At 69.1% G+C, this 24,855-nt stretch carries 26 protein-coding genes and 1 riboswitch; of the genes, 15 read left to right on the top strand and 11 right to left on the bottom strand.

From position 1 onward, the window contains the following. Position 1: 1 nt before the first annotated feature. Entirely contained in the window at positions 2-661 is a 660-nt protein-coding gene (locus tag QI633_RS06015) for a response regulator transcription factor (RefSeq protein WP_141799972.1), read from the top strand. On the opposite strand, the gene QI633_RS06020 is transcribed toward QI633_RS06015, so the two are convergent. Further along, entirely contained in the window at positions 646-1,656 is a 1,011-nt protein-coding gene (locus tag QI633_RS06020) for a Gfo/Idh/MocA family oxidoreductase (RefSeq protein WP_282428414.1), read from the bottom strand. The genes QI633_RS06015 and QI633_RS06020 overlap by 16 nt on opposite strands. A 115-nt stretch (positions 1,657-1,771) precedes the next feature. Here QI633_RS06020 and QI633_RS06025 point away from each other — a divergent pair, with 115 nt between their 5' ends. From QI633_RS06025 to QI633_RS06045, 5 genes are all read left to right on the top strand, one after another. Further along, positions 1,772-2,068 carry a DUF3263 domain-containing protein gene (locus tag QI633_RS06025; protein WP_141799970.1) on the top strand — a complete coding sequence of 99 codons (297 nt, stop codon included), beginning with the start codon at positions 1,772-1,774 and terminating at the stop codon, positions 2,066-2,068. Positions 2,069-2,099: 31 nt separating this feature from the next. Then, positions 2,100-2,639, top strand: coding sequence for a LytR C-terminal domain-containing protein (locus QI633_RS06030; protein WP_141799969.1), 540 nt, complete (start codon positions 2,100-2,102; stop codon positions 2,637-2,639). Between the two features lie 68 nt (positions 2,640-2,707). Then, positions 2,708-3,568 (top strand): trehalose-phosphatase, encoded by an 861-nt coding sequence (otsB, locus tag QI633_RS06035; RefSeq protein WP_174245236.1) that lies wholly within the window; start codon positions 2,708-2,710, stop codon positions 3,566-3,568. A 78-nt stretch (positions 3,569-3,646) separates the two neighbouring features. Then, positions 3,647-3,792: riboswitch (SAM riboswitch) on the top strand. 10 nt (positions 3,793-3,802) lie between these two features. Then, positions 3,803-5,083 (top strand): threonine synthase, encoded by a 1,281-nt coding sequence (gene thrC, locus QI633_RS06040; protein ID WP_141799967.1) that lies wholly within the window; start codon positions 3,803-3,805, stop codon positions 5,081-5,083. Between the two features lie 46 nt (positions 5,084-5,129). Next, positions 5,130-5,408 (top strand): MoaD/ThiS family protein, encoded by a 279-nt coding sequence (locus QI633_RS06045; RefSeq protein WP_141799966.1) that lies wholly within the window; start codon positions 5,130-5,132, stop codon positions 5,406-5,408. A gap of 75 nt (positions 5,409-5,483) precedes the next feature. On the opposite strand, the gene QI633_RS06050 is transcribed toward QI633_RS06045, so the two are convergent. After that, entirely contained in the window at positions 5,484-7,073 is a 1,590-nt protein-coding gene (locus QI633_RS06050) for an acyl-CoA synthetase (protein ID WP_282428415.1), read from the bottom strand. 48 nt (positions 7,074-7,121) lie between these two features. On the opposite strand from QI633_RS06050, the gene QI633_RS06055 reads away from it, so the two are divergent. Further along, entirely contained in the window at positions 7,122-7,589 is a 468-nt protein-coding gene (locus QI633_RS06055; RefSeq protein WP_282428416.1) for an OsmC family protein, read from the top strand. Positions 7,590-7,591: 2 nt separating this feature from the next. On the opposite strand, the gene QI633_RS06060 is transcribed toward QI633_RS06055, so the two are convergent. Further along, entirely contained in the window at positions 7,592-8,266 is a 675-nt protein-coding gene (locus QI633_RS06060; protein WP_282428417.1) for a hypothetical protein, read from the bottom strand. A gap of 86 nt (positions 8,267-8,352) precedes the next feature. Here QI633_RS06060 and QI633_RS06065 point away from each other — a divergent pair, with 86 nt between their 5' ends. Continuing rightward, complete coding sequence (locus tag QI633_RS06065; protein WP_141799962.1) at positions 8,353-9,195, top strand: SGNH/GDSL hydrolase family protein; 843 nt, start codon at positions 8,353-8,355, stop codon at positions 9,193-9,195. A 17-nt stretch (positions 9,196-9,212) separates the two neighbouring features. Here QI633_RS06065 and QI633_RS06070 read toward each other — a convergent pair whose 3' ends face one another. Continuing rightward, the gene (locus QI633_RS06070; protein WP_282428418.1) at positions 9,213-10,472 is read right to left on the bottom strand and encodes a PQQ-binding-like beta-propeller repeat protein; all 1,260 of its coding nucleotides are present in this window, start codon (positions 10,470-10,472) and stop codon (positions 9,213-9,215) included. Between the two features lie 104 nt (positions 10,473-10,576). Here QI633_RS06070 and QI633_RS06075 point away from each other — a divergent pair, with 104 nt between their 5' ends. From QI633_RS06075 to groL, 3 genes are all read left to right on the top strand, one after another. Continuing rightward, positions 10,577-12,163 carry a hypothetical protein gene (locus QI633_RS06075; RefSeq protein ID WP_141799960.1) on the top strand — a complete coding sequence of 529 codons (1,587 nt, stop codon included), beginning with the start codon at positions 10,577-10,579 and terminating at the stop codon, positions 12,161-12,163. A 39-nt stretch (positions 12,164-12,202) separates the two neighbouring features. After that, entirely contained in the window at positions 12,203-13,057 is an 855-nt protein-coding gene (locus QI633_RS06080; protein ID WP_282428419.1) for a hypothetical protein, read from the top strand. A 102-nt stretch (positions 13,058-13,159) separates the two neighbouring features. Then, entirely contained in the window at positions 13,160-14,788 is a 1,629-nt protein-coding gene (gene groL / locus QI633_RS06085; RefSeq protein ID WP_141799958.1) for a chaperonin GroEL, read from the top strand. A gap of 88 nt (positions 14,789-14,876) precedes the next feature. Here the strand turns inward: groL and QI633_RS06090 are convergent, their stop codons facing one another. Next, positions 14,877-15,305 (bottom strand): DUF6326 family protein, encoded by a 429-nt coding sequence (locus QI633_RS06090; protein ID WP_141799957.1) that lies wholly within the window; start codon positions 15,303-15,305, stop codon positions 14,877-14,879. Between the two features lie 163 nt (positions 15,306-15,468). On the opposite strand from QI633_RS06090, the gene QI633_RS06095 reads away from it, so the two are divergent. From QI633_RS06095 to QI633_RS06110, 4 genes are all read left to right on the top strand, one after another. Continuing rightward, positions 15,469-16,608: a sensor histidine kinase gene (locus QI633_RS06095; protein ID WP_282428420.1), complete on the top strand. Its 1,140-nt coding sequence runs from the start codon at positions 15,469-15,471 to the stop codon at positions 16,606-16,608. Continuing rightward, complete coding sequence (locus QI633_RS06100) at positions 16,605-17,261, top strand: response regulator transcription factor (RefSeq protein WP_141799955.1); 657 nt, start codon at positions 16,605-16,607, stop codon at positions 17,259-17,261. The genes QI633_RS06095 and QI633_RS06100 overlap by 4 nt, the downstream gene beginning before the upstream one ends. Positions 17,262-17,599: 338 nt before the next feature. Then, on the top strand, positions 17,600-18,769 hold the full coding sequence (locus QI633_RS06105; protein ID WP_282428421.1) for a protein kinase family protein: 1,170 nt from the start codon (positions 17,600-17,602) through the stop codon (positions 18,767-18,769). Between the two features lie 92 nt (positions 18,770-18,861). Beyond that, on the top strand, positions 18,862-19,104 hold the full coding sequence (locus tag QI633_RS06110; protein ID WP_282428422.1) for a hypothetical protein: 243 nt from the start codon (positions 18,862-18,864) through the stop codon (positions 19,102-19,104). A 451-nt stretch (positions 19,105-19,555) separates the two neighbouring features. Here the strand turns inward: QI633_RS06110 and QI633_RS06115 are convergent, their stop codons facing one another. The 6 genes from QI633_RS06115 to QI633_RS06140 form a co-directional block, all read right to left on the bottom strand. Continuing rightward, positions 19,556-20,491 (bottom strand): nucleotide-binding protein, encoded by a 936-nt coding sequence (locus QI633_RS06115; protein ID WP_282428423.1) that lies wholly within the window; start codon positions 20,489-20,491, stop codon positions 19,556-19,558. 227 nt (positions 20,492-20,718) lie between these two features. After that, positions 20,719-20,997 carry a tyrosine-type recombinase/integrase gene (locus QI633_RS06120; protein ID WP_349016730.1) on the bottom strand — a complete coding sequence of 93 codons (279 nt, stop codon included), beginning with the start codon at positions 20,995-20,997 and terminating at the stop codon, positions 20,719-20,721. Positions 20,998-21,031: 34 nt separating this feature from the next. Further along, on the bottom strand, positions 21,032-21,466 hold the full coding sequence (locus QI633_RS06125; RefSeq protein WP_282428424.1) for a hypothetical protein: 435 nt from the start codon (positions 21,464-21,466) through the stop codon (positions 21,032-21,034). A gap of 1,069 nt (positions 21,467-22,535) precedes the next feature. Continuing rightward, on the bottom strand, positions 22,536-22,997 hold the full coding sequence (locus tag QI633_RS06130) for a PIN domain-containing protein (RefSeq protein WP_282428425.1): 462 nt from the start codon (positions 22,995-22,997) through the stop codon (positions 22,536-22,538). 317 nt (positions 22,998-23,314) lie between these two features. After that, positions 23,315-23,719 carry a hypothetical protein gene (locus QI633_RS06135; protein WP_282428426.1) on the bottom strand — a complete coding sequence of 135 codons (405 nt, stop codon included), beginning with the start codon at positions 23,717-23,719 and terminating at the stop codon, positions 23,315-23,317. A gap of 66 nt (positions 23,720-23,785) precedes the next feature. Further along, complete coding sequence (locus tag QI633_RS06140) at positions 23,786-24,418, bottom strand: HU family DNA-binding protein (protein WP_282428427.1); 633 nt, start codon at positions 24,416-24,418, stop codon at positions 23,786-23,788. Positions 24,419-24,855 lie beyond the last annotated feature (437 nt).

Here is a 24,855-nt window from a genome sequence, read left to right on the forward strand (position 1 = left end):
CGTGAGGATCGTGGTCGCCGACGACTCCGTGCTGCTGCGCGAGGGACTCCAGCTGCTGCTCGCCGAGGCCGGGCACGAGGTCGTGGCGGCCGTCGGCGACGGACCGGCGCTGGTCGACGCGGTCCTCGAGCAGCGCCCGGACCTGGCGATAGCCGACGTCCGGATGCCGCCCAGCCACACCGACGAGGGGCTGCGGGCCGCCGTGGCCTGCCGGCGGGCCTGGCCACAGGCGCGGGTCCTCGTGCTGTCGCAGTACGTCGTCGCGTCGTACGCCGACGAGCTGCTCGCCACCGGAGAGGGCGGCGTCGGCTACCTGCTCAAGGACCGGGTCAGCGAGGTCGGGGAGTTCCTCGACGCCCTCGGTACGGTCGCCGAGGGCGGGACGGTGCTCGACCCCGTGGTCGTCAAGCACCTGATGGGCCGGCAGCGCGACCCGCTGGCCGCGCTGACCCCGCGCGAGCGGGAGGTGCTCGCACTGATGGCCGAGGGCCGCTCCAACGCCGCCGTCGCCGAGGCCCTGGTCGTCTCGTTGGCGGCGGTCGAGAAGCACACCCAACGGATCTTCGCGAAGCTCGGGCTCAGCCCCGACGACGACCAGTCCCACCGCCGGGTGCTGGCCGTGGTGCGCTTCCTGCGCGCCGACTCTCAGTCGCCGGGATAGCGGATCCCCAGGTCGGCGCGCAGCGCGTCCATCTGGCGCAGGATCGCGAGCGTCTGTGCGTGGGGGACCAGCGGGCTCTCCCGCAGCCCGGCGCGCACGCAGCGGTCGACCTCGACGATCTCGTTGCCGTAGCCGCGACCGATCACGGGCTCGTCCCCGGTGAGCACGACCTGCTGGTCGGGGTGACCGACCGGCGTGAACACAGCGGACGTGGGGTGGTGGAAGTCGCCCTGCAGCTCCACCCGGCCGAGGTCGGTGGCGATCGACGCGGCGCGCGTCGACCACGACGTCATCGACGCGTGCAGGGTGGCGACCACGCCTCCGGGATAGCGGCCGGCGATGGCGACGTCGAGGTCGACCCCGCTCCCGTCGACCGTGCCCACCCCGCGCAGCTCCTCGGCCTCGCCGAGCATCAGGTGGGCGAAGGTCAGCGGGTAGATCCCCATGTCGAGCAGTGCCCCACCGCCGAGCTCCGGGGCGAGCATCCGGTCGGTCGGTCCGGCGTCGACCCGGAATCCGAGCTCGGCCGCCAGGTGGTGCGGCGTACCGAAGCGGCCGCTCGCCAGCTCGCCCCGGAGCTGTCGGACCACCGGGTGGCACACGGTCCACATCGCCTCCATCAGGAACCGGTCGTGCCCGGTCGCCAGGCGCACCATCTCCTCGGCGTCGGAGGTGCGCAGGGTCAGTGGCTTCTCGCACAGCACGTGCCTGCCCGCCGCGAACGCGGCGCGGGCGCCGTCGAGGTGGAGCGAGTGCGGCGTCGCGACGTAGACGACCTCGACCCCGGGGTCGGCCACGAGCGCCTCGTAGCTGCCGTGGGCGCGGGTGCCGCTGTCGCCGTACTCACTCGCGAAGGCCCGCGCGGACCCCTCGCTCCGGGAGCCCACGGCCGCGAGTCGCGCGCCGGGGACCAGGGCCAGGTCGGCCGCGAAGGAGCGGGCGATCTTGCCGGTGGCGAGGATGCCCCAGCCGACGGGGTCCGAGGTGCCGCTCATGCGCCTGAGCCTAGGGTGGGTGCGTCCGGCGCGGCCGAATGACATGGTTGTGATTCGCGGGTTACAGTTACTCGCGAAGAGTTGTCGCAACCGCCCCGAGCGTCGAGGAGACCGCATGAACGCCGAGCGCAGCCCCCAGGCCGCCGACGCCGCCGCTCCCGCTGGCCTCAGCAAGCGTGACGTCGACATCCTCGCCTTCGAGCGCCAGTGGTGGAAGTACGCCGGCGCCAAGGAGAGCGCCGTGCGCGAGCAGTTCGACATGAGCGCGACCCGCTACTACCAGGTGCTCAACGCGCTGATCGACCGCCCCGAGGCCCTCGAGGCCGACCCGCTGCTCGTGCGTCGCCTGCGGCGCCTGCGCTCGCAGCGTCAGCGGCAGCGGTCCGCGCGGCGCCTGGGCTTCGAGATCTGACCCACCAGCCCAGCTACCCGGAGAGGCGGCCATGACCTTCCCCACCTGGCCCACTCGCACCCGAGACGAGCGCGGCGCCGTCCTGCCCTCGCCCGTGGTGCTGCTCAGCATCGTCGCCGTGGTCCTCGCGGCCATCGCCTTCGTCGCGACCCGCGGCGACGGCCCGGCCGAGCGCGACATCTCCGCCACCAAGGCGGCCGCCACCCCGACCGCCACCGACGAGCCCGGTGATGCCGGCACCGAGCCGACCGCGACGCCTACCGAGGACAAGCCCGCCCCGCCGCCCGTCGTACGCGGTGACCACTCGGTCGTGGTCTTCAACAACACCGCGATCCGCGGCCTGGCCGGCCGGGTCGCGGAGAAGGTGAAGGCCGCCGGCTGGAAGGTCGCGGCCGCCGACAACTGGTACGGCACCGTCCCCGCCACCAGCGTCTACTTCCCGAAGGGCAAGAAGGCGGTCGCCCAGCAGCTCGCGCTCGACCTGGGCATCGCCCGGGTGCTGCCCGCCGACACCGACAGCGACATGAGCGACACGAACCTCACGGTCATCTTGACCGGCGAGCTGGACTGATCCGATCCGGCCCCACCCGATTGAAGGTTCACCCACCCGTCATCCGCGATCGCGGGCGACGTGATGGGATGGGGTGCGTGAGGTTCACGTCGGTTCCCGGCCAGCAGCGGTACGACGCCCTGGTGCGCGTCGCGTCGCGGACCGTCGTCGGCCTGGACTTCGACGGCACCCTGTCACCGATCGTCGACGACCCCGCCCAGGCGCACATCCACCCGGACGCGCCGGCGGTGCTGACGGCGCTGGCCGAGGAGGTCGCCGCGATCGCGGTGATCACCGGGCGACCCGCGCGCCAGGCGCTCGACCTCGGGGGGCTGGAGGAGGTCGGCGACGCCCTCGAGGCGGCCGGCAAGGAGCTGTTCGTTTTCGGCCAGTACGGCAACGAGCGCTGGAGCTCGAGCCACCGCCGCATCAAGGGAGCCCGCCCCCCGCGCGGCCTGGCGACCTTCGAGCGCGACCTGCCGCGCGCGCTGCGCAGCGCCGGCGCCGCCGACGCGTTCGTCGAGGACAAGGGGCTCGCGGTCGCGGTCCACACCCGGCGCCTGCCGGACTCCGAAGAGGCCTTCGACCGGCTGCTGCCCTCGCTGCGCGAGCTCGCCGACCGGCACGGGCTGGTCCTCGAGCCCGGCAAGTCGGTGATCGAGGTGCGCTCGGCCGGCTCCCACAAGGGCATGGTCGTGCACCGCCTGGCCGCGGTGCTCGAGGCCGACGGCTTCCTGTTCGCCGGCGACGACCTCGGCGACGTCGAGGCGTTCGAGGCCGTCGAGGAGCTCGGCGACCGCGGCCTGGCCACCCTGCGGGTGTGCTCGGCGTCCGACGAGCAGAGTGCCCTGGTCGCGCTCTCCGACGTCGTCGTGCATGGTCCCGCCGGCGTGCTCGACCTGCTCCGGCAGCTCGCGACCGACGCGCGCGCGGCGCGTCGTACTTCTTGAGTCTCATATTCCGGACGTCAGTCTCGGTATCCGGGATCTCGATTGGGTGTCGGTGGTGGATCGCCCCTAGGCTGTGCGTGCTCATCCAGAGGGACTGAGGGAACGGCCCTGAGAAGTCCCGGCAACCGCCGCGAACTCCCGTCGGACACCTGCTCGCAGGGATCCGACGTCGCGGAAACGGTGCCAAATCCGACCCGCGCGAGAGTCGCCGGGACAGATGAGAAGGAGGAATCCATGAGCGCCGTTGTGACCGAGGTCGAGACGACCGAGACGAAGCCCGGCCTGCGCGAGGGCGCGTTCGGCAACGCCACCGCCCTCTCCTGTCGTGAGTGCGGCCACCGGGTCGACCTGGGCCCGTTCTACGCCTGCCCGGAGTGCTTCGGGCCGCTGGAGATCTCCTACGACTTCCCGGCGATCACCCGCGAGGAGATCGAAGCCGGCCCCCGCAACATCTGGCGCTACAAGGCGCTGCTGCCGGTCCCGAGCGACATCGAGACCAGCCCCAACACCGAGCCCGGCTTCACCCGGCTGCTCGACGCGAAGAACCTGGCCGCCGAGCTCGGCATCGACAAGCTCTGGGTCAAGGACGACTCCACCAACCCGACGAACTCCTTCAAGGACCGCGTCGTCGCCTGCGCGCTCAGCGCCGCTCGCGAGCTCGGCTCGACCGTCTTCGCCTGCCCCTCGACCGGCAACCTCGCCAACGCGGTGGCCGCTGCCGGCGCCCGTGCCGGGATCAAGACCGTCGTGTTCATCCCCAGCAACCTCGAGCAGCCCAAGCAGGTCAACTCGGCGATCTTCACCGAGAACCTGGTCGCCGTCGACGGCAACTACGACGACGTCAACAAGCTCGCCTCCGAGATCGCCGGCGAGGAGGAGGGCTGGGCGTTCGTCAACGTCAACGTGCGGCCCTACTACGCCGAGGGCTCCAAGACCCTGGGCTACGAGATCGCCGAGCAGCTCGGCTGGCGGCTTCCGGACCAGGTCGTCATCCCGGTCGCGTCCGGCTCCCAGCTGACCAAGGTCGACAAGTCCTTCCAGGAGCTGATCAAGCTCGGCCTCGTGGAGGACAAGCCCTACCGGATCTTCGGCGCCCAGGCCACCGGCTGTGGCCCGGTCGCGACCGCCTACAAGGCCGGGGTCGACGCGATCCGCCCGGTCAAGCCCGACACCATCGCGAAGAGCCTGGCCATCGGCAACCCCGCCGACGGCATCTACGTCCTCGACATCGCCCGCCGCACCGGCGGCGCCGTCGAGGAGGTCACCGATGAGGAGATCCGCGAGGGCATCGTGCTGCTCGCCCGCACCGAGGGGATCTTCACCGAGACCGCCGGCGGTACGACGACCGCGGTCACCAAGAAGCTCGTCGAGACCGGCCAGCTCGACCCCAGCCTCGAGACGGTCATCATCAACACCGGCCACGGCCTCAAGACCCTCGACGCGGTCTCCGGCCAGGTCGGCGCGGCGGCGACCATCGCCCCGAGCTACAAGGCCTTCAAGGAGACCGGTCTCTGAGACCGGCTCCGGCCCACCCCTTCACCAGCAGACCAGGAGAGCCCCCATGGCAGTCAGCGTCCGGATCCCCACCATCCTCCGCACCTACACCGGTGGTGAGTCCGAGGTCAGCGCCACCGGCGCCAAGCTCTCCGAGATCCTCGACGACCTCGACGCCAACTACGCGGGCATCAAGGGCCGGATCCTCGACGAGGACGGCAAGCTGCGCCGCTTCGTCAACGTCTACGTCAACAACGACGACGTGCGCTTCGAGCAGGAGCTCGACACCCCGACGCCCGACGGCGCCGAGGTCTCGGTGATCCCCGCGGTCGCCGGCGGCTGCTGAACGACCGCGCCCCATGCGATTTGGTCGCCGTACGGCGGAATTGCCGACCAATTCGCATGGGGTGCGGTGCGCGACTCAGCCGAGAAGCTGGGCCGCCAGGGCCGTGCTGGCCGGGTAGTCGACCTTGCTGACCGGGGTGCGCGGCACCTCGTCGATGAACAGGATCGTCTTCGGCACCTTGTAGTTGGAGATGAGCGCGCGGCAGTGGTCGCGGACGTCGTCCTCGGTCAGGGTCGAGCCCTCGCGGCGCTGCACCAGTGCGGTGACCTGCTGGCCCCAGCGCTCGTGCGGGGTGCCGACCACGACCGCGTCGAAGATGTCGTCGTGGCGCAGCAGCACCGCCTCGACCTCCTCGGGGTGGACCTTCTCACCGCCGGTGTTGATGCACACCGAGCCGCGGCCCAGGACCGTGACCGAGCCGTCCTCCTCGCGGCGCGCGAAGTCGCCCGGGATCGCCCAGCGCACGCCGTCGATCTCCTTGAACGTGGCGGCCGTCTTGACCGGGTCCTTGTAGTAGCCGAGCGGCACCGGGCCGGAGCGGCCGAGCATCCCGTCGACGCCGACCGGGCACGGCTTGAACTCGGTGTCGAAGACCTCGACCTGGTCGGTCACGGTGAACCGCGGGGCACTCTGGCCGCCGTCGGTGCCGTCGTCCATCCGGGACCCGGCGGCGCCGGACTCGGAGGAGCCGTAGGAGTCGAGGATGAACCGGCCGGGCAGCGCGCGGCGGATCTCCTCGCGCACGCCGTCGGACAGGGGAGCGGCGCCGTTGGACACCGCGGCCAGGCTGGACAGGTCCCACCGGTCGGGCTCGGCGAGGATCGCCTCGGCGACCGGGCGGCCCATCGCGTCGCCGAGGAAGGTCAGCGAGACGACCTTCGCGGTCTGGACGAGGTCGAGGATCGACGCCGCGTCGAAGTGCGGCTCGGTGTAGAGCGCCACGGTCTGGCCGGCGACGTGCGCGTTGCCGAGGATCCACTGGCTGCCGCCGTGCATCATCGGGCCGCAGGCGAGCAGCACCATCGGGCTCTCGACGGCGCTCGCCTCGGCGACGAGCTGCTCGATCGAGTCCAGCGGTGCGCCGTACCGCGCGGCGTTGAGTGCGGCGCGGATCAGGTCCTCGTTGCGCCACACGACGCCCTTGGGGTAGCCGGTCGTGCCGCCGGTGTAGAGCACGTAGTGGTCATCGGCGCTACGGCCGGTGACCTTCCGCTCGGGGGAGGACGCGGCCAGCGTGGCGTCGTACTCGTCCCCGAGGACGATCGTGTGTCGCAGCGTCGGCAGGTCGAGCTCGGCCACCGCGTCGACGTATTCCGGCGCGACGATGGTCGCGACGCAGTCGGCGTTGCCGTACAGGTAGGCCAGCTCGTCGCGGAGGTACTTGTAGTTGATGTTGATCGGCACGGCCCGGGCCTTGAGGCAGCCGTAGAGCGCGTCGACCCACTCGATCCGGTTGGTCGAGTGCACTGCGACGTGCTCGCCCGGCTGGATCCCGAGGTCCACCAGGTGGTTGGCCAGGCGCGTCGCGCGCTCGTCGATCTCCGCGAAGGTCCACACCCGGTCGCCGGTGTGCACGGCCGCCCGGTCGGGCAGCGCGTCGGCCATCGCCTCGAGCACGTCGGCGAGGTTGATCGGGCGCGCGGTGGTCTCTGTGGTGGGGGTCACAGGAGAAGAGTGCCAAACTAGAACAAGTTCTCGCTACAGAATGGTCCGGTGACCGATCACAGCTATGCGCTCGACCTGGTCTGGCAGGGCAACCGCGGCACCGGCACGTCCGGCTACCGGGACTACGACCGCGACGTCCTCCTCACCGCGGCCGGCAAGCCCGACCTGCTCGGCTCCGCCGATCCGACCTTCCGCGGTGACGCCGGCCGCTGGAACCCCGAGGAGCTCCTCCTCGCCGCGCTGGCGCAGTGCCACCTGCTGTCGTACCTCCACTCCGCGGTCAACCACGGCGTCGTCGTGGTCGCGTACGACGACAGCCCGGTCGGCACGATGGCGCAGGTGGGGCAGGGTGGACGCTTCACCTCGGTCACGCTGCGTCCCCGGGTCACCGTCGCCGACGCCTCGATGGCCGCGACCGCTCAGGAGATCCACGGCGAGGCGAGCGCGAACTGCTTCATCGCGGCGTCGGTCAACTTCCCGGTCGCGCACGAGCCGACGGTGCTCGTCGCGGACTGAGGTCAGGACCGGCGGATCGTCGGCAGGAGATCGCTCATCCGGGACCTGCTCTCGTCCGCGTCGGCCGTGGTGATCGTCAGGTTCGCGAACCGGCCGCCGGTGAGGAGCATCAGGGAGGCGCCGTACTGCACTCGGGTGCCGACGGTGATCGTGTAGTGGAGGACACGGCCCGGGCCGGCGGCCGTGTCGACGTCCTCGACGTCGTCGATGGACGAGGTGACCGCCCCGTACTGCGCGCGCATCTCGGCCTCGGACGGCAGGACGCTGCCGGTGCCGACCGTGGAGACGTTGAGGTTGCCGGCGAAGCCGACCAGGAACGCGTCGAAGTCGTCGAGCGAGCGTGCGAACTGCTCGCGGGTCATCCCCATCCGGTCCAGCAGTCCCTGGAGCTCGGAGCTGCGTGCGGTGCCCGCAAGGTCCTCGGCTGTCCACGGTGCCCAGCCCGCCGGAGCGGTGAACCGGATGCCGGCCTGCGGGGCGAGGACCACATTCGCCTTCCTCTGCTTCTCCTTCTTCGGCTTCGCCTCCGGCGACGCCGCGCCCGTCCCGCCGTGGGAGGGCCCCAGCGGGGAGGACGTCGACGGGATCAGGATCTTGTCCTCCTCGGCCACGGGCTCCCCGCCGCACCCGGCGAGCAGCACGGCACAGGCGAGGGCGAGCGACAGGCGCGAGAGCATGCGGGGATCGTAGGTGCGAGATGCCCGACACCGGGGCGAAACCGCGAAGCCACGATCCGTTCAGGCCGGTCTGGTTCAAAGCAGCCATGAGCCGTACCCGAACCACCCTCGTCGCCGCCGGCGTCGCCCTCGCCGGGATCGGCGTGACGACCGGTGGCGGGCGCGAGCTGCTTCGGCGTCAGGCCGCCGTCGCCCGCGCCCGGATCGGGAAGCCGCTCGGGGAGCAGGCGATCCCGGCGGACAAGGTCTGGAAGCGCAAGTCGTACGACGGCCCGCCGCTGCACCTGCTGGTCCTCGGCGACTCGATCGCGGCCGGCCTGGGGGCCGAGCGTGCCAAGGACACCCTCGGCGCCCGCGTCGCCCGCGGCCTGGCCGGCGAGCTGCGCCGGCCGGTCGCGCTGCGGACCGCCGCGATCGTGGGCTCGGAGAGCTCGGCGCTGGCCGGGCAGCTCGACGGGCTGCCGGCCGGCTACCACGCCGACGTCGCCGTCATCGTGATCGGCGGCAACGACGTGACCCACCGGGTGCCCGTGGCGACGTCGGCGGCCCAGCTGGAGGAGGCCGTGTCCCGGCTGCGCGAGCAGGGGACCGAGGTCGTCGTCGGCACCTGCCCGGACCTCGGTGCGCTCCGGCCGGTCCCGCAACCGCTGCGCTCGCTCGGCTCGCGGATGTCACGCCAGCTCGCCGCCGCGCAGGCCGATGTCGCCGTACGCAACGGGGCGCACGCCGTCTCGCTCGCCCACGTCGTCGGACCGTTCTTCATCACCAATCCCGACGAGATGTTCAGCCTGGACCGGTTCCACCCCAGCGCCCTGGGCTACAAGCGCACAGCCAAGGCGCTCCTGCCATCGGTGCTGCTGGCGCTGGGGCACGCGGAGCGGGTGCCGTTCGGTCACCGGGCACCGCGGTCCTCCGACGCCGCACGCTGACGGTCCCGGGGTCGGGTTCAGCCGAAGTCCGCGACGGGGACGACAAGTGCCAGCCGCCCACGGTCGAGCACGGCCACGGTCTCGTCGAGGACGACCAGCCGGAGGTGGTCGGTCGGCTCGAGGTCGACGGTCAGCGAGTGGACCTCGCCGTCCCGCACCAGGTCGATGCGCGTGAGGGTGCCGCCGATCCGGCGCCCGGCGCGCACGAGCTGTGCGTAGACGCCCGGCCCCGCGAAGGCTGCCAGGCGTCGCTCGGCGTCGGGCAGCGAGGTGACGCTCCGCTCACCGATCTGCCAGACGCCGGCGGCCTCGCCCCGGGAGACGAGGACGGTGCCCGGCTCCACGGTGTCGAAGGCGGCCTGCTCGGGTGCGCCGGCCCACCGCCAGCCCCGCGGTGGCCTCAGGGTCCCGATCTCGCCGGTGTCCGTGTCCAGGGCGAGCCAGCGCCGGTCCGGCACCTGGAGCCCGTCGATCACCGCGTCCGACTGGGCCGGACTCGGTCCCCCGCCGACCCACGGCGACGTCACGTCGACCGGCGCGGACCAGGGCGCGGCGGTGCTCTCGACCTCGTAGCCCTGCCACGGTCCGAGCTCGTAGCGGCGTGGGTCCTTCTGCAGGACGAGCGACCGGGTGAGCAGGTGATTGCCCTGGAGGGTGAACTCGGCAGCGCCCGGGACCGACCGGGCGACGACGCCTGTGCGCACCTGGACGACCTGCAGTCGGGAGACTCCGGCGTCCGCGCCGGCCACGACGACGTACGGCGACCCGTAGGACCGCACGGACGACACCAGCTCCTCGGCCTGGCTGCTGACCCCGGCCCGACCGGGCATCTCCCAGACGGTGTGCCCGTCGGTGACGTCGAGCGCGCGGCTGCCGGTGCCGTCGCGGCGGGTGAGGACCAGGACGTCACCGTCGGCCGTCACCGGGTCGAGCCCCACCGGCAGGGCGACGCGCCACCGCTCGCGACCGGAGTCGCCGTCGAGCGCGACGAGGTCCTCGCCGGTGCGGAGCACCACCCGCTCGCCCACCCGGAGGGCGTCGGAGGCGCTCCGGGTGCCTGATCGCCACCGCCACCGGCGCTCGCCGGACGCGAGATCCCAGCCGTTGACCTGGGACGGCGAGACCGTGACGACCACGGAGCCGACGGTGCCGACGTACGAACCGGCGGAGTCCGGCACCCGCCACCCGTGGTCTGTCGTGGCGACGACCGCCAGAGCGAGCAGAGCTCCCGCAACCGCGACGACGAGGCCGGCGAGCAGGAGCCGTCGCGTCGTCACGGCCAGCACGTTCCCGCAGGAGCCCGGCGAGAAACGCTTGGACGGCGCGGTTTGTCGTCGGTGGGCGTGGGGGACTGTCTGCTCGTCGATCTTGGGAGGTAAGTGTGTCGGACTACTACGTCGGTCGCCTTGACGGTTGGGTCAACGCCATCATCAGCTTGGCGATCCGGGCCGACATGGAACGCAACGGCTACCTGTCGATTCCCGTGCAGGACCCGAACTGCGACCCGAACCTGGGCCCACTCTTCGAGTTCACCCGGGTCGGCTACTTCATCACCCCTGGTGACCGGATCCGGAGCTGGCAGGACGGGGACACCGGCGACGTCAAGGTCGAGCTCTCCCCGGCTTGGGGCGCCTACGACGAGAACAACGAGGTCTTCGAGTTCAACCCGTACCAGAAGGTCTACCTGCCCTGGATCACCGCGGTCCGCAGCGTGTTCGCTCCGTGGCGGATCCTGCCCGAGCCCGATGGCTTCACGCCCCAGCTGGCCCGGCTCGACACGGCGCTCACCGAGCTGTGCCCCGGGATCTCCTCCGGGGGGACGAGTGAGGGTGGCTCGGGCAGCAACATCAAGAACTTCAAGGGCGTCGGGCCGATCCCCAACCTGATGGACGACATCGTCGGTCAGCTGGGGTCGATGCTCTCGGGCGGCTCCACCGCGGTCGACACGTTCTACGAGAACTATGTCAACGACTACGCCGGCGTGAACGCGGCGCAGTTCGAGGTCGCTGCTCACCTGAAGCTCGCGATCGCCGCGCAGAAGGAGCTGTGGACCCGGACCCGCGCCGACGTGCTGTCCATCGCCATCGCCGGGTTCGAGGCGATGGGTGGTGCCGGGCGTGAGGAGTCCGGTGGTGACAACGGAGTGGCATCCTTCGTCTTCACGGTCGTCGGCACGCTCACGGCAGCCGCATCCCTGGTCGTGACCGAAGGTGCGGCCGCGGCGGTCATCGGCCCGGTCGCCACCATCAACGGCCTGCTCGCGCAGTTCTGGCCCACGGACGACGGTGACGACAACGCGGAGCTGCCGCCGATGGGCTCGGCCGACCCGCAGGTCGTGCTCGACAACATCGTCGGCGCGCTCAACGAGCTCGACGACAAGATCTACGGTGTCGAGTCGGACAGCTACCAGGCCCTCACGTCGGTCGAGGAGGCCGTCGGCGCAGCGAGCTCGCCCTTCCGGCTCGGCCCGCCACGGATCATCCGGGAGACCGACCCGACGGGCAACAACCTGGTCCAGCGCAACCTGCTCGAGATCTACCCGCAGAAGCTGCACCGGATCGGCACCCAGAAGATGCCGGCCGTCGCGGGCCACGTGAAGACGGCGGCCAAGCACCTTGCGGTGGGAGCCGGCCCCTGGACACGCGACCACCAGGGAATGGTCCCGACCGGGCCGTGGCCGATCTACAACGCCGTCGCCGAGACGCTGGAGAACGTCCTGCTGCGGACCTCGCACGACCTCGTCGACGCGGGAGAGACCCTCGACGACATCGGCAAGCTCTTCGACCACACCGACCAGACCGTCGCCGGCCTGCTCCGCGAGCACCGTCAGGAGGTCGTCGACTCGGCTGACTGGCGCGACAAGCACCCGGTGGGTGTCGATCTTCCCGCGGCGCCCGAGCAGCAGGAATCGGCCGAGTCGCCCGACACGGGCGACACGAACCCGAGCAACGAGGGTCACCCGCACTGAGCCGGGCATCGCTGGCGCCTGCCTCCTAACGTTGGGGCCATGGCCACCGTCCTCCTCGCCACCTTCGACCTGCTGCCCGACGGCGAGCCGGGAGGTGCCGCGCTGGGCGCCGCGCTCGCCGAGCGCGGGATCGAGAGCCGCTGGGTGTGCTGGGACGACCCGGCGGTCGACTGGGCCGCGGCCGACCTGGTCGCAGTCCGCTCGACCTGGGACTACCACCGCCGGCTGCCTTCGTTCCTCGCCTGGGCGCGGGAGCTCGAGGCGGTGACGCCGCTGCTCAACGGTGCCGAGGTGTTCGCCTGGAACGCCGACAAGGCCTATCTGCTCGACCTCGCGGAGCTGGTGGCGACGGTGCCGACGATGCTCATCGACGACACTGACTGTGCCGGTGGGTTGGCGAAGGCCCTGGCCCGTTGGGGGAGCGTGGTCGTGAAGCCGCGCACCGGCGCGGGCGGCGTGGGCGTCGTGGTGGCCGAGCGCACCGACGACCCGCGGCTCGAGGGACTGGTCGCCGGGCCGTGGATCGCCCAGCCGCTCGTGGAGTCGGTGCGGACGACCGGGGAGTCGTCGGTCTACGTCTTCGACGGGCGCGCCGTGGCGCAGGTCGACAAGGTCGCGGCGACGGGGGAGGTGCGGGTCCACGAGCTGTGCGGCTCGAGCCGGCCCGTCGCCCTGGCCCCGGACCGGGCGGCGGTCGCGGAGGGCGCGGTGCGGGCGGCTGCAACGCTGCTGGGAGCCGACCTCGCCTATGCCCGGGTCGACCTGATGGTCCGGGACGGCGCCTGGGCGGTCAGTGAGCTGGAGCTGATCGAGCCGGGCCTGTACCTCGACGTCGACCCGGCCAACGCCGACCGCTTCGCGACCGTCGTCGCGGGGCGTCTCGCGCGCTCCTGACCACCCCTTCTCCTTGCACTCGCCATGGTCGAGTGCTAAACATGATGCTGGCACTCTCGCCTTGAGAGTGACAACGGACATCGCGAAGGAATCGCAGGAGTTATGTCGAAGCTGATTGCTTTCAACGAGGAGGCCCGCCGCGGTCTCGAGCGTGGCATGAACACGCTCGCGGACGCCGTCAAGGTCACCCTGGGCCCCAAGGGCCGCAACGTCGTGCTGGAGAAGAAGTGGGGCGCCCCCACGATCACCAACGACGGTGTCTCCATCGCCAAGGAGATCGAGCTCGAGGACCCCTACGAGAAGATCGGCGCCGAGCTGGTCAAGGAGGTCGCCAAGAAGACGGACGACGTCGCCGGTGACGGTACGACGACCGCGACCGTCCTCGCCCAGGCACTGGTCCGCGAGGGCCTGCGCAACGTTGCCGCCGGCGCGAACCCGATGGGTCTCAAGCGCGGCATCGAGGCCGCCGTCTCGGCCGTCTCCGAGCAGCTGCTCGGCATGGCCAAGGACGTCGAGACCCGCGAGCAGATCGCTGCCACCGCCACCATCTCCGCCGGTGGCGACGCCACCGTCGGTGACGCCATCGCTGAGGCGATGGACAAGGTCGGCAAGGAGGGCGTGATCACGGTCGAGGAGTCGAACACCTTCGGTATCGACCTCGAGCTCACCGAGGGCATGCGCTTCGACAAGGGCTACATCTCGGCGTACTTCGTCACCGACCCGGAGCGCATGGAGACCGTCCTCGAGGACGCCTACGTGCTCATCGCCAACAGCAAGATCAGCAACGTCAAGGACCTGCTGCCGCTGCTGGAGAAGGTCATGCAGTCGGGCAAGCCGCTCGTCATCCTCGCCGAGGACGTCGACGGCGAGGCGCTGTCGACCCTGGTCGTCAACAAGATCCGCGGCACCTTCAAGTCCGTCGCGGTCAAGGCCCCGGGCTTCGGCGACCGCCGCAAGGCCATGCTGCAGGACATCGCGATCCTCACCGGCGGCCAGGTCATCTCCGAGGAGGTCGGCCTCAAGCTGGAGACCGCCGGTCTCGAGCTGCTCGGCCAGGCCCGCAAGGTCGTCATCACCAAGGACGAGACCACCATCGTCGAGGGTGCCGGCGACGCGGCCCAGATCGAGGGCCGGGTCAACCAGATCCGCGCCGAGATCGAGAAGTCGGACTCCGACTACGACCGCGAGAAGCTCCAGGAGCGCCTCGCCAAGCTGGCCGGCGGCGTGGCCGTCATCAAGGTCGGCGCGGCCACCGAGGTCGAGCTCAAGGAGCGCAAGCACCGCATCGAGGACGCCGTCCGCAACGCGAAGGCGGCCGTCGAGGAGGGCATCCTCCCCGGTGGTGGCGTCGCGCTGGTGCAGGCCGGTGCCAACGCGTTCGACAAGCTCGAGCTCGAGGGTGACGAGGCCACCGGTGCCAACATCGTCAAGGTGGCGCTGTCCGCCCCGCTGAAGCAGATCGCGATCAACGCCGGCCTCGAGGGCGGCGTCGTCGCGGAGAAGGTCGCCAACCTCCCCGCCGGCCAGGGCCTCAACGCTGCCACGGGTGAGTACGTCGACCTGCTGGGCGAGGGCATCATCGACCCGGCCAAGGTCACCCGCTCGGCGCTGCAGAACGCCGCGTCGATCGCCGCGCTGTTCCTCACCACCGAGGCCGTCGTGGCCGACAAGCCGGAGAAGGCCGCCGCTGCCGGCGACCCGACCGGTGGCATGGGCGGCATGGACTTCTGAGTCCCGCCGCTCCACCGCACCACCCCCAGGGCCTCCGCTTCGGCGGGGGCCCTGGGTCTTTTTCATGCTCGGTCGAGCATCGCGTGGCTCAGTCCTGCTCGCGGGGCCAGGTCCAGGCGAGCCGTACGACGAGGGCGAGCAGCGCCAGCTCCAGCGCGACGCCGAGCCCGTAGAAGGCCAGCCAGGACTCGCCCGCCAGGTTGAACGCCGTGACGGGGACGTAGAGCGTGGCGACGACGAGGTTCGCGAGGCGGCCGGCCGGGGCGGGCAGCGTCGTCGACAGCGTGATCATGAGGATCGGGACGGCCATCATGGCGAGCGCGGTGGTCGAGAAGGCCTGTGACAGGTCGAACTCGAAGACCCGGCCGTCGAGGATGTCCTCCACGACGCCGGGTGTGAAGAAGTTGAGGATGTCCACGTAGGCGTAGAGGAACATGAGGCTCGTCCACGCGGCGGCGAGCTTGGCTCGCACGGGGATCGGCTGGTCCTGCAGTGGGGTGGGGTGACGTTCGCTCATCGGGGGCTCCGTTGTCGTGCTGTGGATCGGTCGGTCCACGATGGCTGGGTACGGCGGCGGGCGGCATCGGCCGGGAGGCCGCGGAACCCCTGGCCGAAGGCATGCTGCGCGTCTCGTACTTTCGGCGGGTATGCCGGGGCGCGCCGATCCCTAGGCTGGAGCCGTGGTCACCGTCCGGCGCTCCGTCCTCGACGAGCCGCGGCCTGCCGACGCCGCGCCCGTCGGTCGCCCCGACCGGCTGCTGGCGGGCGGGTTCGCGGTCGCCGCACTGATCGAGGGCGTCCTTCGGCCGGAGCTGGCGTGGCGACCGCTGGTGACGGTGCTCGCGCTCGCGCTGGCACCCGCCCTGCTCTGGCGGCGCAGCCACCCGCTGGTGGCCGCCGTGGCCGGGTGGGGCGTCGCCGGGCTGCTCTCGGTCCTCCAGCTGACCGCCCACAACGGGTCCCTCGGCCTCGACTCCATGCTCGCAGTCCTGGTCCTGCTCTACTCCCTGGTGCGGTGGGGCTCGGGCCGGGAGACCGCGTGGGGGACGGCGTTCGTGGCCGTCGTCGCCGCCCTGGGCATGTACGCCACGTCCGCGAACTGGTCCCAGGTCTTCGGCGGGAGCGTCCTGCTGCTGTTGTGCGTCGCCCTGGCGGCGGTGTTCCGCTACCGCGCGGACCTCCGGCACCGCCAGGAGCGCGAGATCCGCAACCACGAGAGGGTCGCACTGGCGCGCGAGCTCCACGACATCGTGGCCCACCACGTCTCGGCCATCGCGGTGCAGGCGCAGGCCGGCGGCGTGGTCGCCGGCGTCCAGCCCGAGAAGGCCGTCGAGGTCCTCGCGGCGATCGAGTCCGAGGCGTCGCGGACCCTGGCGGAGATGAGGTCCATGGTGAAGGTGCTGCGCGAGCAGGAGTCCGTCGCGTACTCGCCGCAGCGAGGCGTCGCGGACCTGCCTGCCCTGGAGCGCGCCGATGCGAAGCCGACCGTCGAGGTCTCGCTGGACGGGTCGTTGAGCCTGTTGGCGCCACCCGTGGACGCCGCGCTCTACCGGCTCGCGCAGGAGTCGCTGACCAACGCCGTACGCCATGCGCGCGGCGCCACCCGGGTCGGCATCGACGTACGCCGGGAGGGCGACACGGTGCGGCTGCGGGTCAGCGACGACGGCCGGAACGAGCCGGGGCCGGCCCCGGCGCCCGGGTACGGCCTGCAGGGCATGGCCGAACGCGCCCAGCTCCTCGGCGGCTCGCTCTCCGCGGGCCCCGGGCCGGAGGGCGGTTGGGTCGTCGAGGCCGTGCTGCCGGCGGAGGGACTGGCATGACCATCCGCGTCGTGGTGGCCGACGACCAGGACCTGGTCCGGACCGGGCTGGTGATGATCCTGGGCGCGCAACCCGGCATCGAGGTCGTGGGGGAGGCGGCGGACGGGCTCGCAGCGCTGGACGTCGCGACCCGGCTGCGTCCCGACGTACTCCTCGTCGACATCCGGATGCCCGGCCTCGACGGCGTCGAGGTGACGCGGCGCCTGGCGGGCCCGGACGTGCCGGACCCGATGGCGGTCGTGGTGATCACCACCTTCGACCTCGACGAGTACGTGCTCGGCTCCCTGCGCGCCGGCGCCCGCGGCTTCCTGCTCAAGGACGCCGGACCGGCGCTCCTGGTCCAGGCGATCCACGCCGCGGCCGAGGGCGACGCGCTGATCGCCCCCAACATCACCCGTCGCCTGCTGTCCACCTTCGCCGACCAGGCGCCGGCGACACCGGTCCAACCCATCGATCCGCTGACCGAGCGCGAGGAGGAGGTGCTCGCCCTGGTCGCGCGGGGCCGGACCAACGCCGAGATCGCCACCGAGCTCTTCGTCGGCCTGAGCACGGTCAAGACCCACGTCGCCTCGTTGATGGCCAAGCTCGGTGCCCGCAATCGCGTCGAGATCGCGATGTGGGCGTACGACACCCGACGGGTCCGCGCCGACTAGTGACGTCTGGATGCGGACCGCAGCGCGGGCCCGTGGGATCAGCAGGCGCCGTGGTCCGGGGCGAGAAGACCTTCGAGACGGAGGATCGAGCGGTCGGACGCGTCGGAATCTCCAGGGCGCGCAGTCTCAGATCCTGCCTCTCGATTGCGGATTCTGCGGGCGTTGTCTCGCACCAACGGCCGGACGGCGCTGCGGATCTTGAACGCCTGGCGCTGGATCGGCGAGGTCGATCGCGGCGGAATGACGCGGAATCCACCTTGTCTTCCCGACGATCTATCGGCCTGCGTGGTGTCGGAGCGAAGTGGAACAATGGACGCCAGTGCCGAAAGGGGGACGCGATGGCGAATCTCGTCGAATTTATGCTGACGGATGTTCGGGAGAAGTACGACGCCGTGCCCTCGTCTAGAGCATTCGACCGTCTGTACGACGACCCCGAATGGGGTCACATGTTCGCCGTTCTCCATAAGCGGCTGAACGAGCACTTCACGGCCATCAACGGCCGAGCAGCGACCACCCGGCACTACTGGGCCGACCCGAGCAGGGACATGTTGGCGCTCATGAAGGAAATCGAGACGGACTTGCACACCTTGAAACGCGCCGGCGTCGAAGTGGAGTTGGCTGAAGCCTACGAGGACTCGCTGGACCGGTGTCGGCCGTGGCTCTCCATGAGCAGCGGCAGTCCGATCCCCGAGGACTTCGAACCGATCGAGGTCATCGCTTACGAGCCGGTCTTCTCGCACGCCGCTAAGAGCGTGAAGTTGATGAAGCACCAGGAGCCCGTCGAGTTGCAGATGGTGGGCAGCGGGTCCTTCGCGCACGTGTACTCCTACGTCGACCCCGACTACGGCATCAAGTTCGCCGTGAAGCGCGCCAAGAAGGACATCGACGAGCGGGACCTACAACGCTTCAAGCAGGAGTTCGAGGTCCTCAAGAAGTTGAGCTTTCCCTACGTCGTCCAGGTCTACCGCTTCGACGAGAACCGCAACGAGTACCGCATGGAGTACTGCGACACCACTTTGCGCGACTACATCACGAGGAGGAACGCGCAGTTGGGCTTCGCCGCGCGGAAGCGCATCGCGCTCCAGTTCCTGTACGGCATCAACTACCTGCACCACGAGAAGTTGCTTCACCGCGACATCAGCCTTCAGAACATCCTGCTGAAAGTCTTTGACTCCGGCGCGGTGCTGGTCAAGTTGTCGGACTTCGGACTAGTGAAGGACCAGTCGAGCGAGTTCACCCGGACCCAGACCGAGATGAAGGGCACGGTCCGCGATCCCACGCTCAGCAGCTTCAGGGAGTACGGGGTGGTCAACGAGATCTACGCCATCGGCCACGTCCTCGCCTACATCTTCACCGGGCGAGAGTCCCTTCCTGCGGCAACCGACGAGGTTGGCCGCATCATCCGGCAGTGCGCCGCCCACGACGTCGGCCAGCGCTACCAGGCCGTCACGGAACTGATCGCCGAGGTCGAGAGGTTGGAGTCCCCTCCAGTTCAGACGACCGCGTGAAGCGCCAAGTCTCGAGGTGGGCTGGCCAGACTGGCCTCCGCAGTTCTGTCGCTGGGTCCTGCGAATGTGGGCTCATGGACATGAGCCCAAACATGGAGAAGTTCATCAACGGTCGGAAAGTCGAGATCGGAGCGCAGTGGAACCACCCGTTGTCTTGGCCGCACCTCCAGGTCGTGACCACTTGCGACAGCACGAAGCCGGAGACCTACCATGCCGAGGTCCGCATGGGCGGTCACGTTCTTATCCGCACCGACCCCACCGACGATCTCCAGAAGGCCGAGCGGGCAGCCGAGAAAGCCTTCAACGACCGATTTGCTGCGCTCTTCCTCGTTTAGGGACGTTGCCTAATGAGCCGTCGGATTACCCCCTGTCGTGCGGTTCGGCGGGTGTTATGACCAGGTCATCGGCGAGTTCGACCGGGCCCGGACCGGAGGTCACCGCCGATGAGGTCGCCCCAGTGGTCTCCCTGAGGGAGGCGATCGCCCGCCTCGCCGCCCACGGACAACGTCACCCTCTGCCACCAGCACGGGCGGCCGCGTGCCGTCGTGTGTTCCGTCTCGACTGATCGGTGCGTCCGACCCGTCCGGCAGGCGGCGAGATGACGCACGGGTCCGGCGCGGCATGGGAGTTCACACCTTCGGCGAGCCCGAGTCTCTCCTTTGGCTCGCTCGGCCGACGGCGAGCCCGCGAACAGACGGCCGACGTCAGGGATCCGTCGGCGCCAGATGAGCGGGTCGCGCCGATAGCATCGAGCAATTTTGAACCGCCAGAGACAGGCGCAAGCGACTACGCGGTTCCCGGATTCTCAAGCTCTTGCAGCCGTCGCAGCGCGTTCGCTGAGAGAACTTCTGGATGATGGTCTTGCACATACTTTAGGAAGACGTTGAGTCCTGCCTGCTGGTCGTTGCCATATTCATCCGTAGTTGGCAGGTCGAGGATTCGATCGATCTCCTCAACGGTGAGGTGGCCTGCCACCAATTGAAGCTGCATGAAAACCGTGTTGCTGTGATCCCAGCTTCGCGTGAAGTCAGCTTCTTGGATCCAGCGATCTTTCAGCTGCATCTCTGCTGACGGCGATCTGAACCGTGGTGGAAGCTTGAATCCCTTGAGCCACTTTCCCCCCTCGAAATTTCGATAGAAGGCGGTCGCCGTCCTATAGCTGCGTCGCTTCTCATGGATCACTTTCTCGGCCTCGTCAAACTCGGCTTCGGTGAGTGCGTCCCAGTCCGCTTGCGGTGCGCCCACCACATGGGTTCTGGCGCCGAGAGTGTCGAGTTGGCTCTTGAGAGAGAGGACGGCGCTATTCAGTGCTGCCGGGATCGAGCCATCTGTCCGTTTCCTGTAGGTCAGCCGCGTAAGTCCGAAGACGTCTGATGGCAACTTCACTGTGTTGCCGGTCGAGAGAAGATAGGTCCGTTCAAGTCCAAGCGCCCCAGCGAACAGGCCGAATTCTAGGATGATGTTGTCGCGCACAGATTCCTGAGCCACTCCCCGACTGATTGTGGTGTCGTCAGGAGTCGCGACCAGTACGGCGAAATCGACCTTCGCAGCGACGGCGATGAGACTCGTTAGCGCGTATCCCGAAGGCTCAAAGACGTGTTCCCAGAGGTCAACCTCGCAACCACTGACTCGCTCCAGCTGCTCTTGAAGGTTCCGTGCGATTTCAAGGCCCTCGGCCGACGAGCCGATGAACACGCGGACGGGCTTAGCTGGAGCGGTCACGGTGCCGATGATAGATGGCTGCGTCTTCCGCTAGTTCGAAGACGCTGCTGCCTGCTCGCGCTCCCGCCGGAAGACGTCGGCGCCTTCGTTCGGCTTGATCCCTTTGGGCGGTTCTTGCCGTCTGCCCTGATGCGCATTGCACCTTGCTGCGGCGCTTCAGGCGATTGGGCCTGCTGCGCGATAGGTGACACGCGACCTGGCCCAAAGTGGGCGGCGTGCCGCGGAAGCTATACGCCTGCGACGTAAGCGGTGAGGAAGTGGACGCCGTGGCGGTCGAGGTTGCCTCGTGCCCGGTCGTAGTGTTCGGTGGTGCGCGGGTCGGCGTGCCGGGCGAGGATCTGGGCGTCTCGCAGCGGAACGCCAGCGTCGAGGGCGTTGGTGATGGCGGCGTGGCGCAGCGAGTGCGGGCTGATGTGTCGCGGGATCGCTGCGGCCCGGGAGATGCGCTGGACCATCCGATACCCGTCGCGTCGATCAACCGGATTGCCGGTGAGCGGACGCAGGATGAGGGGTCCGGTGCTCCGCTCGCCTCGGCATGCCTCAAGGACTCGTAGGACCGGGAACTGTGATTGGCATGGTGGCGGGCTTGTTGCCTTTGCCGACTAGGCGCAGGACGCGGTGGCCGCGCAGCGTCTCGGCGTAGTCCTCGATCCGGACCGCCGCCTCGGATGCTCGCAGAGCGTTGATCCCAAGGAGATAAGCGAGAGCGCCGTGATGGACGGTGATCGTCTGAGCGACCTGAAGGAATCGGATGAGCTCGAGCCGGTCGAGCCCTTGGGTGCGCGATTCATCGCGATGCACCTCGGGTAGTCGGGCGTAGACCGCTGGGTCGCTGGATGTGAGTCCGTCGATGTGGGCGAAGCGGAAGTATCCGCGTACCCCATGCATCAGCGTGACCACGGATGAGGCCATCAGGCCGCTTTCGGTCAATGAGCGGATGTAGAGCTCGACGTGGGCACGCTCTACGCCGATCAAGGCGTCGATCCGGTTGGTCTCGCACCAGGCGAACCACCGGCGCAGGTGGTAGGTGTACAGGTGGTGAGTCGGTCCCGGAATAGCGGGCGAGGAACGAGACGGCGGCAAGTCGCGCGGGCGTCATGTTGGCAGGCTGGAACGGCATCAGCTCGCGAGGGGCGGCTTGGTTGGTCATGGAGTTCTCCACGGCGATGCCGGGGTGACCTGCCGTGCTCGCCGTCGACACGACGAGGTCAAGAGCCGACGCTACGCGCAGCAGTGGCACCCGACGGTGTTGGTGAGTCGGCTGTCTCCAAGCCGCGCAAGCAGCGTAAAGAGGCGCTCTGTCGGTGGTTGGGGCCACGATGTCGCTATGAGCGCAGACTGGGGAATGGTCTCGGGACTGGCATCCGAGCTGGCGACCGTAGGCATCGCGGCGTGGGCGGGTGCGTTGTTCGGCAGTCGCCAGCTGCTCGGGCAGGAACGTAGAGCCGTTCGGACTACAGCGTCCAAGGATCTGGCGGGGTCAGTTGGAGAGTTACGGCGGCTCCTTCGCAGTCATGGACTAGTACCGGTAACTCCGGCGGAGGTGGGCGAGGCGTTCTTGGCGTTCTCTACCGCCCTGCAGGAGCACGACCACCGTCTCCCAGCCGGCTGGGCTCACCTGGGCCGCAGCGTTCGCGACGCTGCTGGAACAGTGTTTGGTGGGATCGCCCAGGCCGACATCCGCCCTGACACGCTTGTAGAGCCACTCGGAAGCCCGGATTCGATGTGGCAAGACTTCGGCGCGGAGTACCTAGAGTACGTGCACCGGAGGTTGCGGCGTTGGGGCGATTCGCAGCGTCGCAGTGGCGAACGTCTGCTGACCTACGAAAGGTGGCTCGTTGCCACGGGACGGCGGGAGCCGATTGGCCAGAACGGCGGCCCATGGATGCTCGACGCGTAGCGCCCCGACGATCCCAACGACTGGGTCGTTAGACGGCTCTGCGGAAACCTTCGCCAGTTTCGAGCAGCAGCCCGTGCTCCAATGCGGCGGAAGGACGCAGGCTCTGGAGGGCGGGGTCGATTCCTCGCCTTCGGCGTGCCCTGCCTAGTTGCTTTCCAACTGTTGGAGAAGCCACGCGACACTGACAGCAGTTACGCCAGCACGCTGTGCTCTGGCGCGACAGCGTCGGTCCTCACTCACAAGCGTTGCGTTCTCAACTCTCGCGGTCGCGATGATCAACGCGTCGTTGGTTCCGCGGGCGTCAGACATTCCGTTTCTCATCTTGGTGTCGAACACGGTGGCGTCGGCTTCGGACATCAGCCGGGCTTCACCTAAACGGGAGGTTCCAAGTACGAAGCCACCCGTCGCAATCGGGTCGGCAAGGCGAAGGACTTCGAACAACTGTTCGCGACGTCGAGCGTCAGTAACAGCGGCTAACTCGTCACGCTGGATGTGAGTGGTTAGAAGCCGAAGTCGCCCAGCGCTGATCGCACCGCTCAGGGTCTGACGACGTACTCCATTGTCGGCGAAGACGTCGTAGACGTTGCTATCGAAGATGGCGAGCATGGACCGAGCCTGACACGGAAGGTCATGAGACGGGCTCGGGTCACCGTAGCGGCGGTTTGACACACTCAACTAGTCACGCTGATTCGGTTGGAGATGTTGTCTGGTGAAAGCCCCCTCCTGGGACATCGGTCTCCTAGCCATCTAGGTCTTGGCAGAGACCAGGAGTGATCAGCGACGGGGCCGTCCTTGACAATGCCGTCCCGGAGCCCGGCCGCGGCGCATGGCTGGGTGACGTCCGACGGCATCCCTCCATGCAGGAGACCCCTCCGGTAGGCACACTTCAGTGCTTCAGTTGGCGAGGGCGTGCAGTGGAAGCGCTAGAAGGTGGCTCGCGCGAAATACAAAACGATGGCTCCATAGCCGACGCAAAGGGCCACGACCTTCAGGTAGAAGAACAGGCCGGAAATGAGGGCGACGCCGGGAGTCCCTGAAACGGTGGGATCATCCTCAGCTGGATCCGCCTCCCTGTTCTCCCGTCGATAATTGACTTCCAGTGCGATGGTGCGACCGACCAACTGGGCCAGATCGAGCGCCAGTCCAAGTGCGAGCGCGGCCCCAGCAAGCTGCAGGGCGGACGAAGGCGACGTGTCGCCCTTCCCTGTATAGAACGGGCCCGCGAACAGCCACACGATGCCGAGGCCGGCCAGTGCCAAGGTGCGCGCTTGATCGCTGGCTGCCTTAGATGCCTCGAACCTCCATGTGGCCAACTCTGACAGTTTCAAAACGCTCCTTACATGAGTCAGTGGGTTGCGAGGAGTTACTACTCTGCCCGGTTCCTGCCCCCTTCCCTAGACCTTCTTCGCGGGGGCCTTCTTCGCGGGTGCCTTCTTGACCGCGGCGGGGGCCTTCTTCGCGGGTGCCTTCTTGACCGCGGCGGGGGCCTTCTTCGCGGGTGCCTTCTTGACCGCGGCGGGGGCCTTCTTCGCGGGTGCCTTCTTGACCGCGGCGGGGGCCTTCTTCGCGGGTGCCTTCTTGACCGCGGCGGGGGCCTTCTTCGCGGGTGCCTTCTTGACCGCGGCGGGGGCCTTCTTCGCGGGTGCCTTCTTGACCGCCGCGGCGGCCTTCTTTGCGGGGGCGTGTGTCGCCGCTGCGCGCCCGTAGCCTGGATCCGGCCTGGTCGGTCTCGCGGGCCTCGCCGGCTTCCTTGCACCGGCAACGACAGCCTTCAACTCAGCGCCAGCGCTGAACTTCGGCACAGACTTCTTCTTTGTCTTGACCCGCTCGCCCGTCTGGGGGTTGCGCACCCAGCGGGCGTTGCGCACAGCCTTCTCGAAGGAACCGAAACCCGTGATAGCGACCCTCTCGCCCTTGGCGACCTGGCGGGTAATGGTGTCGAGAACCGCGTCCAGTGCGTGAGCCGCCTCTCTGCGACTGCCGCCGAATCGGTCGGCCAAGGCATCAATGAGTTGCGTCTTGTTCACGGATGACCTCTATCTGTGGGCCGATGTTCACACTGCTTAGGCGAGCCGCCGCTCCAAGTTAGCCCAAGGCCCTCCAGCACATCTGTATTTCAGTGCCGGGTCCGCTGCACGATCTGGTGACGGTTCGACCTGCCCCATTGTGGGCGGATTGCCCGCAGTTGCTCCGGTCGAGGCAGCCCATACGCCAACGGTCGCAAGGTCCGTCCATCTGAGCCATCAACACCAGGCAGGTCACGTCCGATGTGCGATCCCGCCATCGACTTGCCCAGGGGGCAGGTCTGAGTAGCACTCGCCGACGACCGAGCCGTCGCGGCGGCGCAGCAGCTCGATGCGAGTCGTGCCGCGTGGAGTGACGATGCGGGCCAGTCCGTGCGGGGTGATCCAGCGGTAGGCGGCGAGGCCGAGTTGGCGCACCTGGTAGCCGCCACCTCCGTCGG

The sequence above is a fragment of the Nocardioides sp. QY071 genome (assembly GCF_029961765.1).
Taxonomy (GTDB): Bacteria; Actinomycetota; Actinomycetes; order Propionibacteriales; family Nocardioidaceae; genus Nocardioides.

Bases quoted from the DNA above. Each gene is read 5' to 3' on its own strand.
- QI633_RS06020 (WP_282428414.1), bottom strand. From the start codon at position 1,656: ATGAGCGGCACCTCGGACCCCGTCGGCTGGGGCATCCTCGCCACCGGC.
- QI633_RS06060 (WP_282428417.1), bottom strand. From the start codon at position 8,266: ATGCTCTCGCGCCTGTCGCTCGCCCTCGCCTGTGCCGTGCTGCTCGCC.
- QI633_RS06030 (WP_141799969.1), top strand. From the start codon at position 2,100: ATGACCTTCCCCACCTGGCCCACTCGCACCCGAGACGAGCGCGGCGCC.
- QI633_RS06045 (WP_141799966.1), top strand. From the start codon at position 5,130: ATGGCAGTCAGCGTCCGGATCCCCACCATCCTCCGCACCTACACCGGT.
- QI633_RS06065 (WP_141799962.1), top strand. From the start codon at position 8,353: ATGAGCCGTACCCGAACCACCCTCGTCGCCGCCGGCGTCGCCCTCGCC.
- otsB (WP_174245236.1), top strand. From the start codon at position 2,708: ATGGGGTGCGTGAGGTTCACGTCGGTTCCCGGCCAGCAGCGGTACGAC.
- QI633_RS06080 (WP_282428419.1), top strand. From the start codon at position 12,203: ATGGCCACCGTCCTCCTCGCCACCTTCGACCTGCTGCCCGACGGCGAG.
- QI633_RS06100 (WP_141799955.1), top strand. From the start codon at position 16,605: ATGACCATCCGCGTCGTGGTGGCCGACGACCAGGACCTGGTCCGGACC.
- thrC (WP_141799967.1), top strand. From the start codon at position 3,803: ATGAGCGCCGTTGTGACCGAGGTCGAGACGACCGAGACGAAGCCCGGC.
- QI633_RS06090 (WP_141799957.1), bottom strand. From the start codon at position 15,305: ATGAGCGAACGTCACCCCACCCCACTGCAGGACCAGCCGATCCCCGTG.
- QI633_RS06130 (WP_282428425.1), bottom strand. From the start codon at position 22,997: ATGCTCGCCATCTTCGATAGCAACGTCTACGACGTCTTCGCCGACAAT.
- QI633_RS06105 (WP_282428421.1), top strand. From the start codon at position 17,600: ATGGCGAATCTCGTCGAATTTATGCTGACGGATGTTCGGGAGAAGTAC.
- QI633_RS06025 (WP_141799970.1), top strand. From the start codon at position 1,772: ATGAACGCCGAGCGCAGCCCCCAGGCCGCCGACGCCGCCGCTCCCGCT.
- groL (WP_141799958.1), top strand. From the start codon at position 13,160: ATGTCGAAGCTGATTGCTTTCAACGAGGAGGCCCGCCGCGGTCTCGAG.
- QI633_RS06110 (WP_282428422.1), top strand. From the start codon at position 18,862: ATGGAGAAGTTCATCAACGGTCGGAAAGTCGAGATCGGAGCGCAGTGG.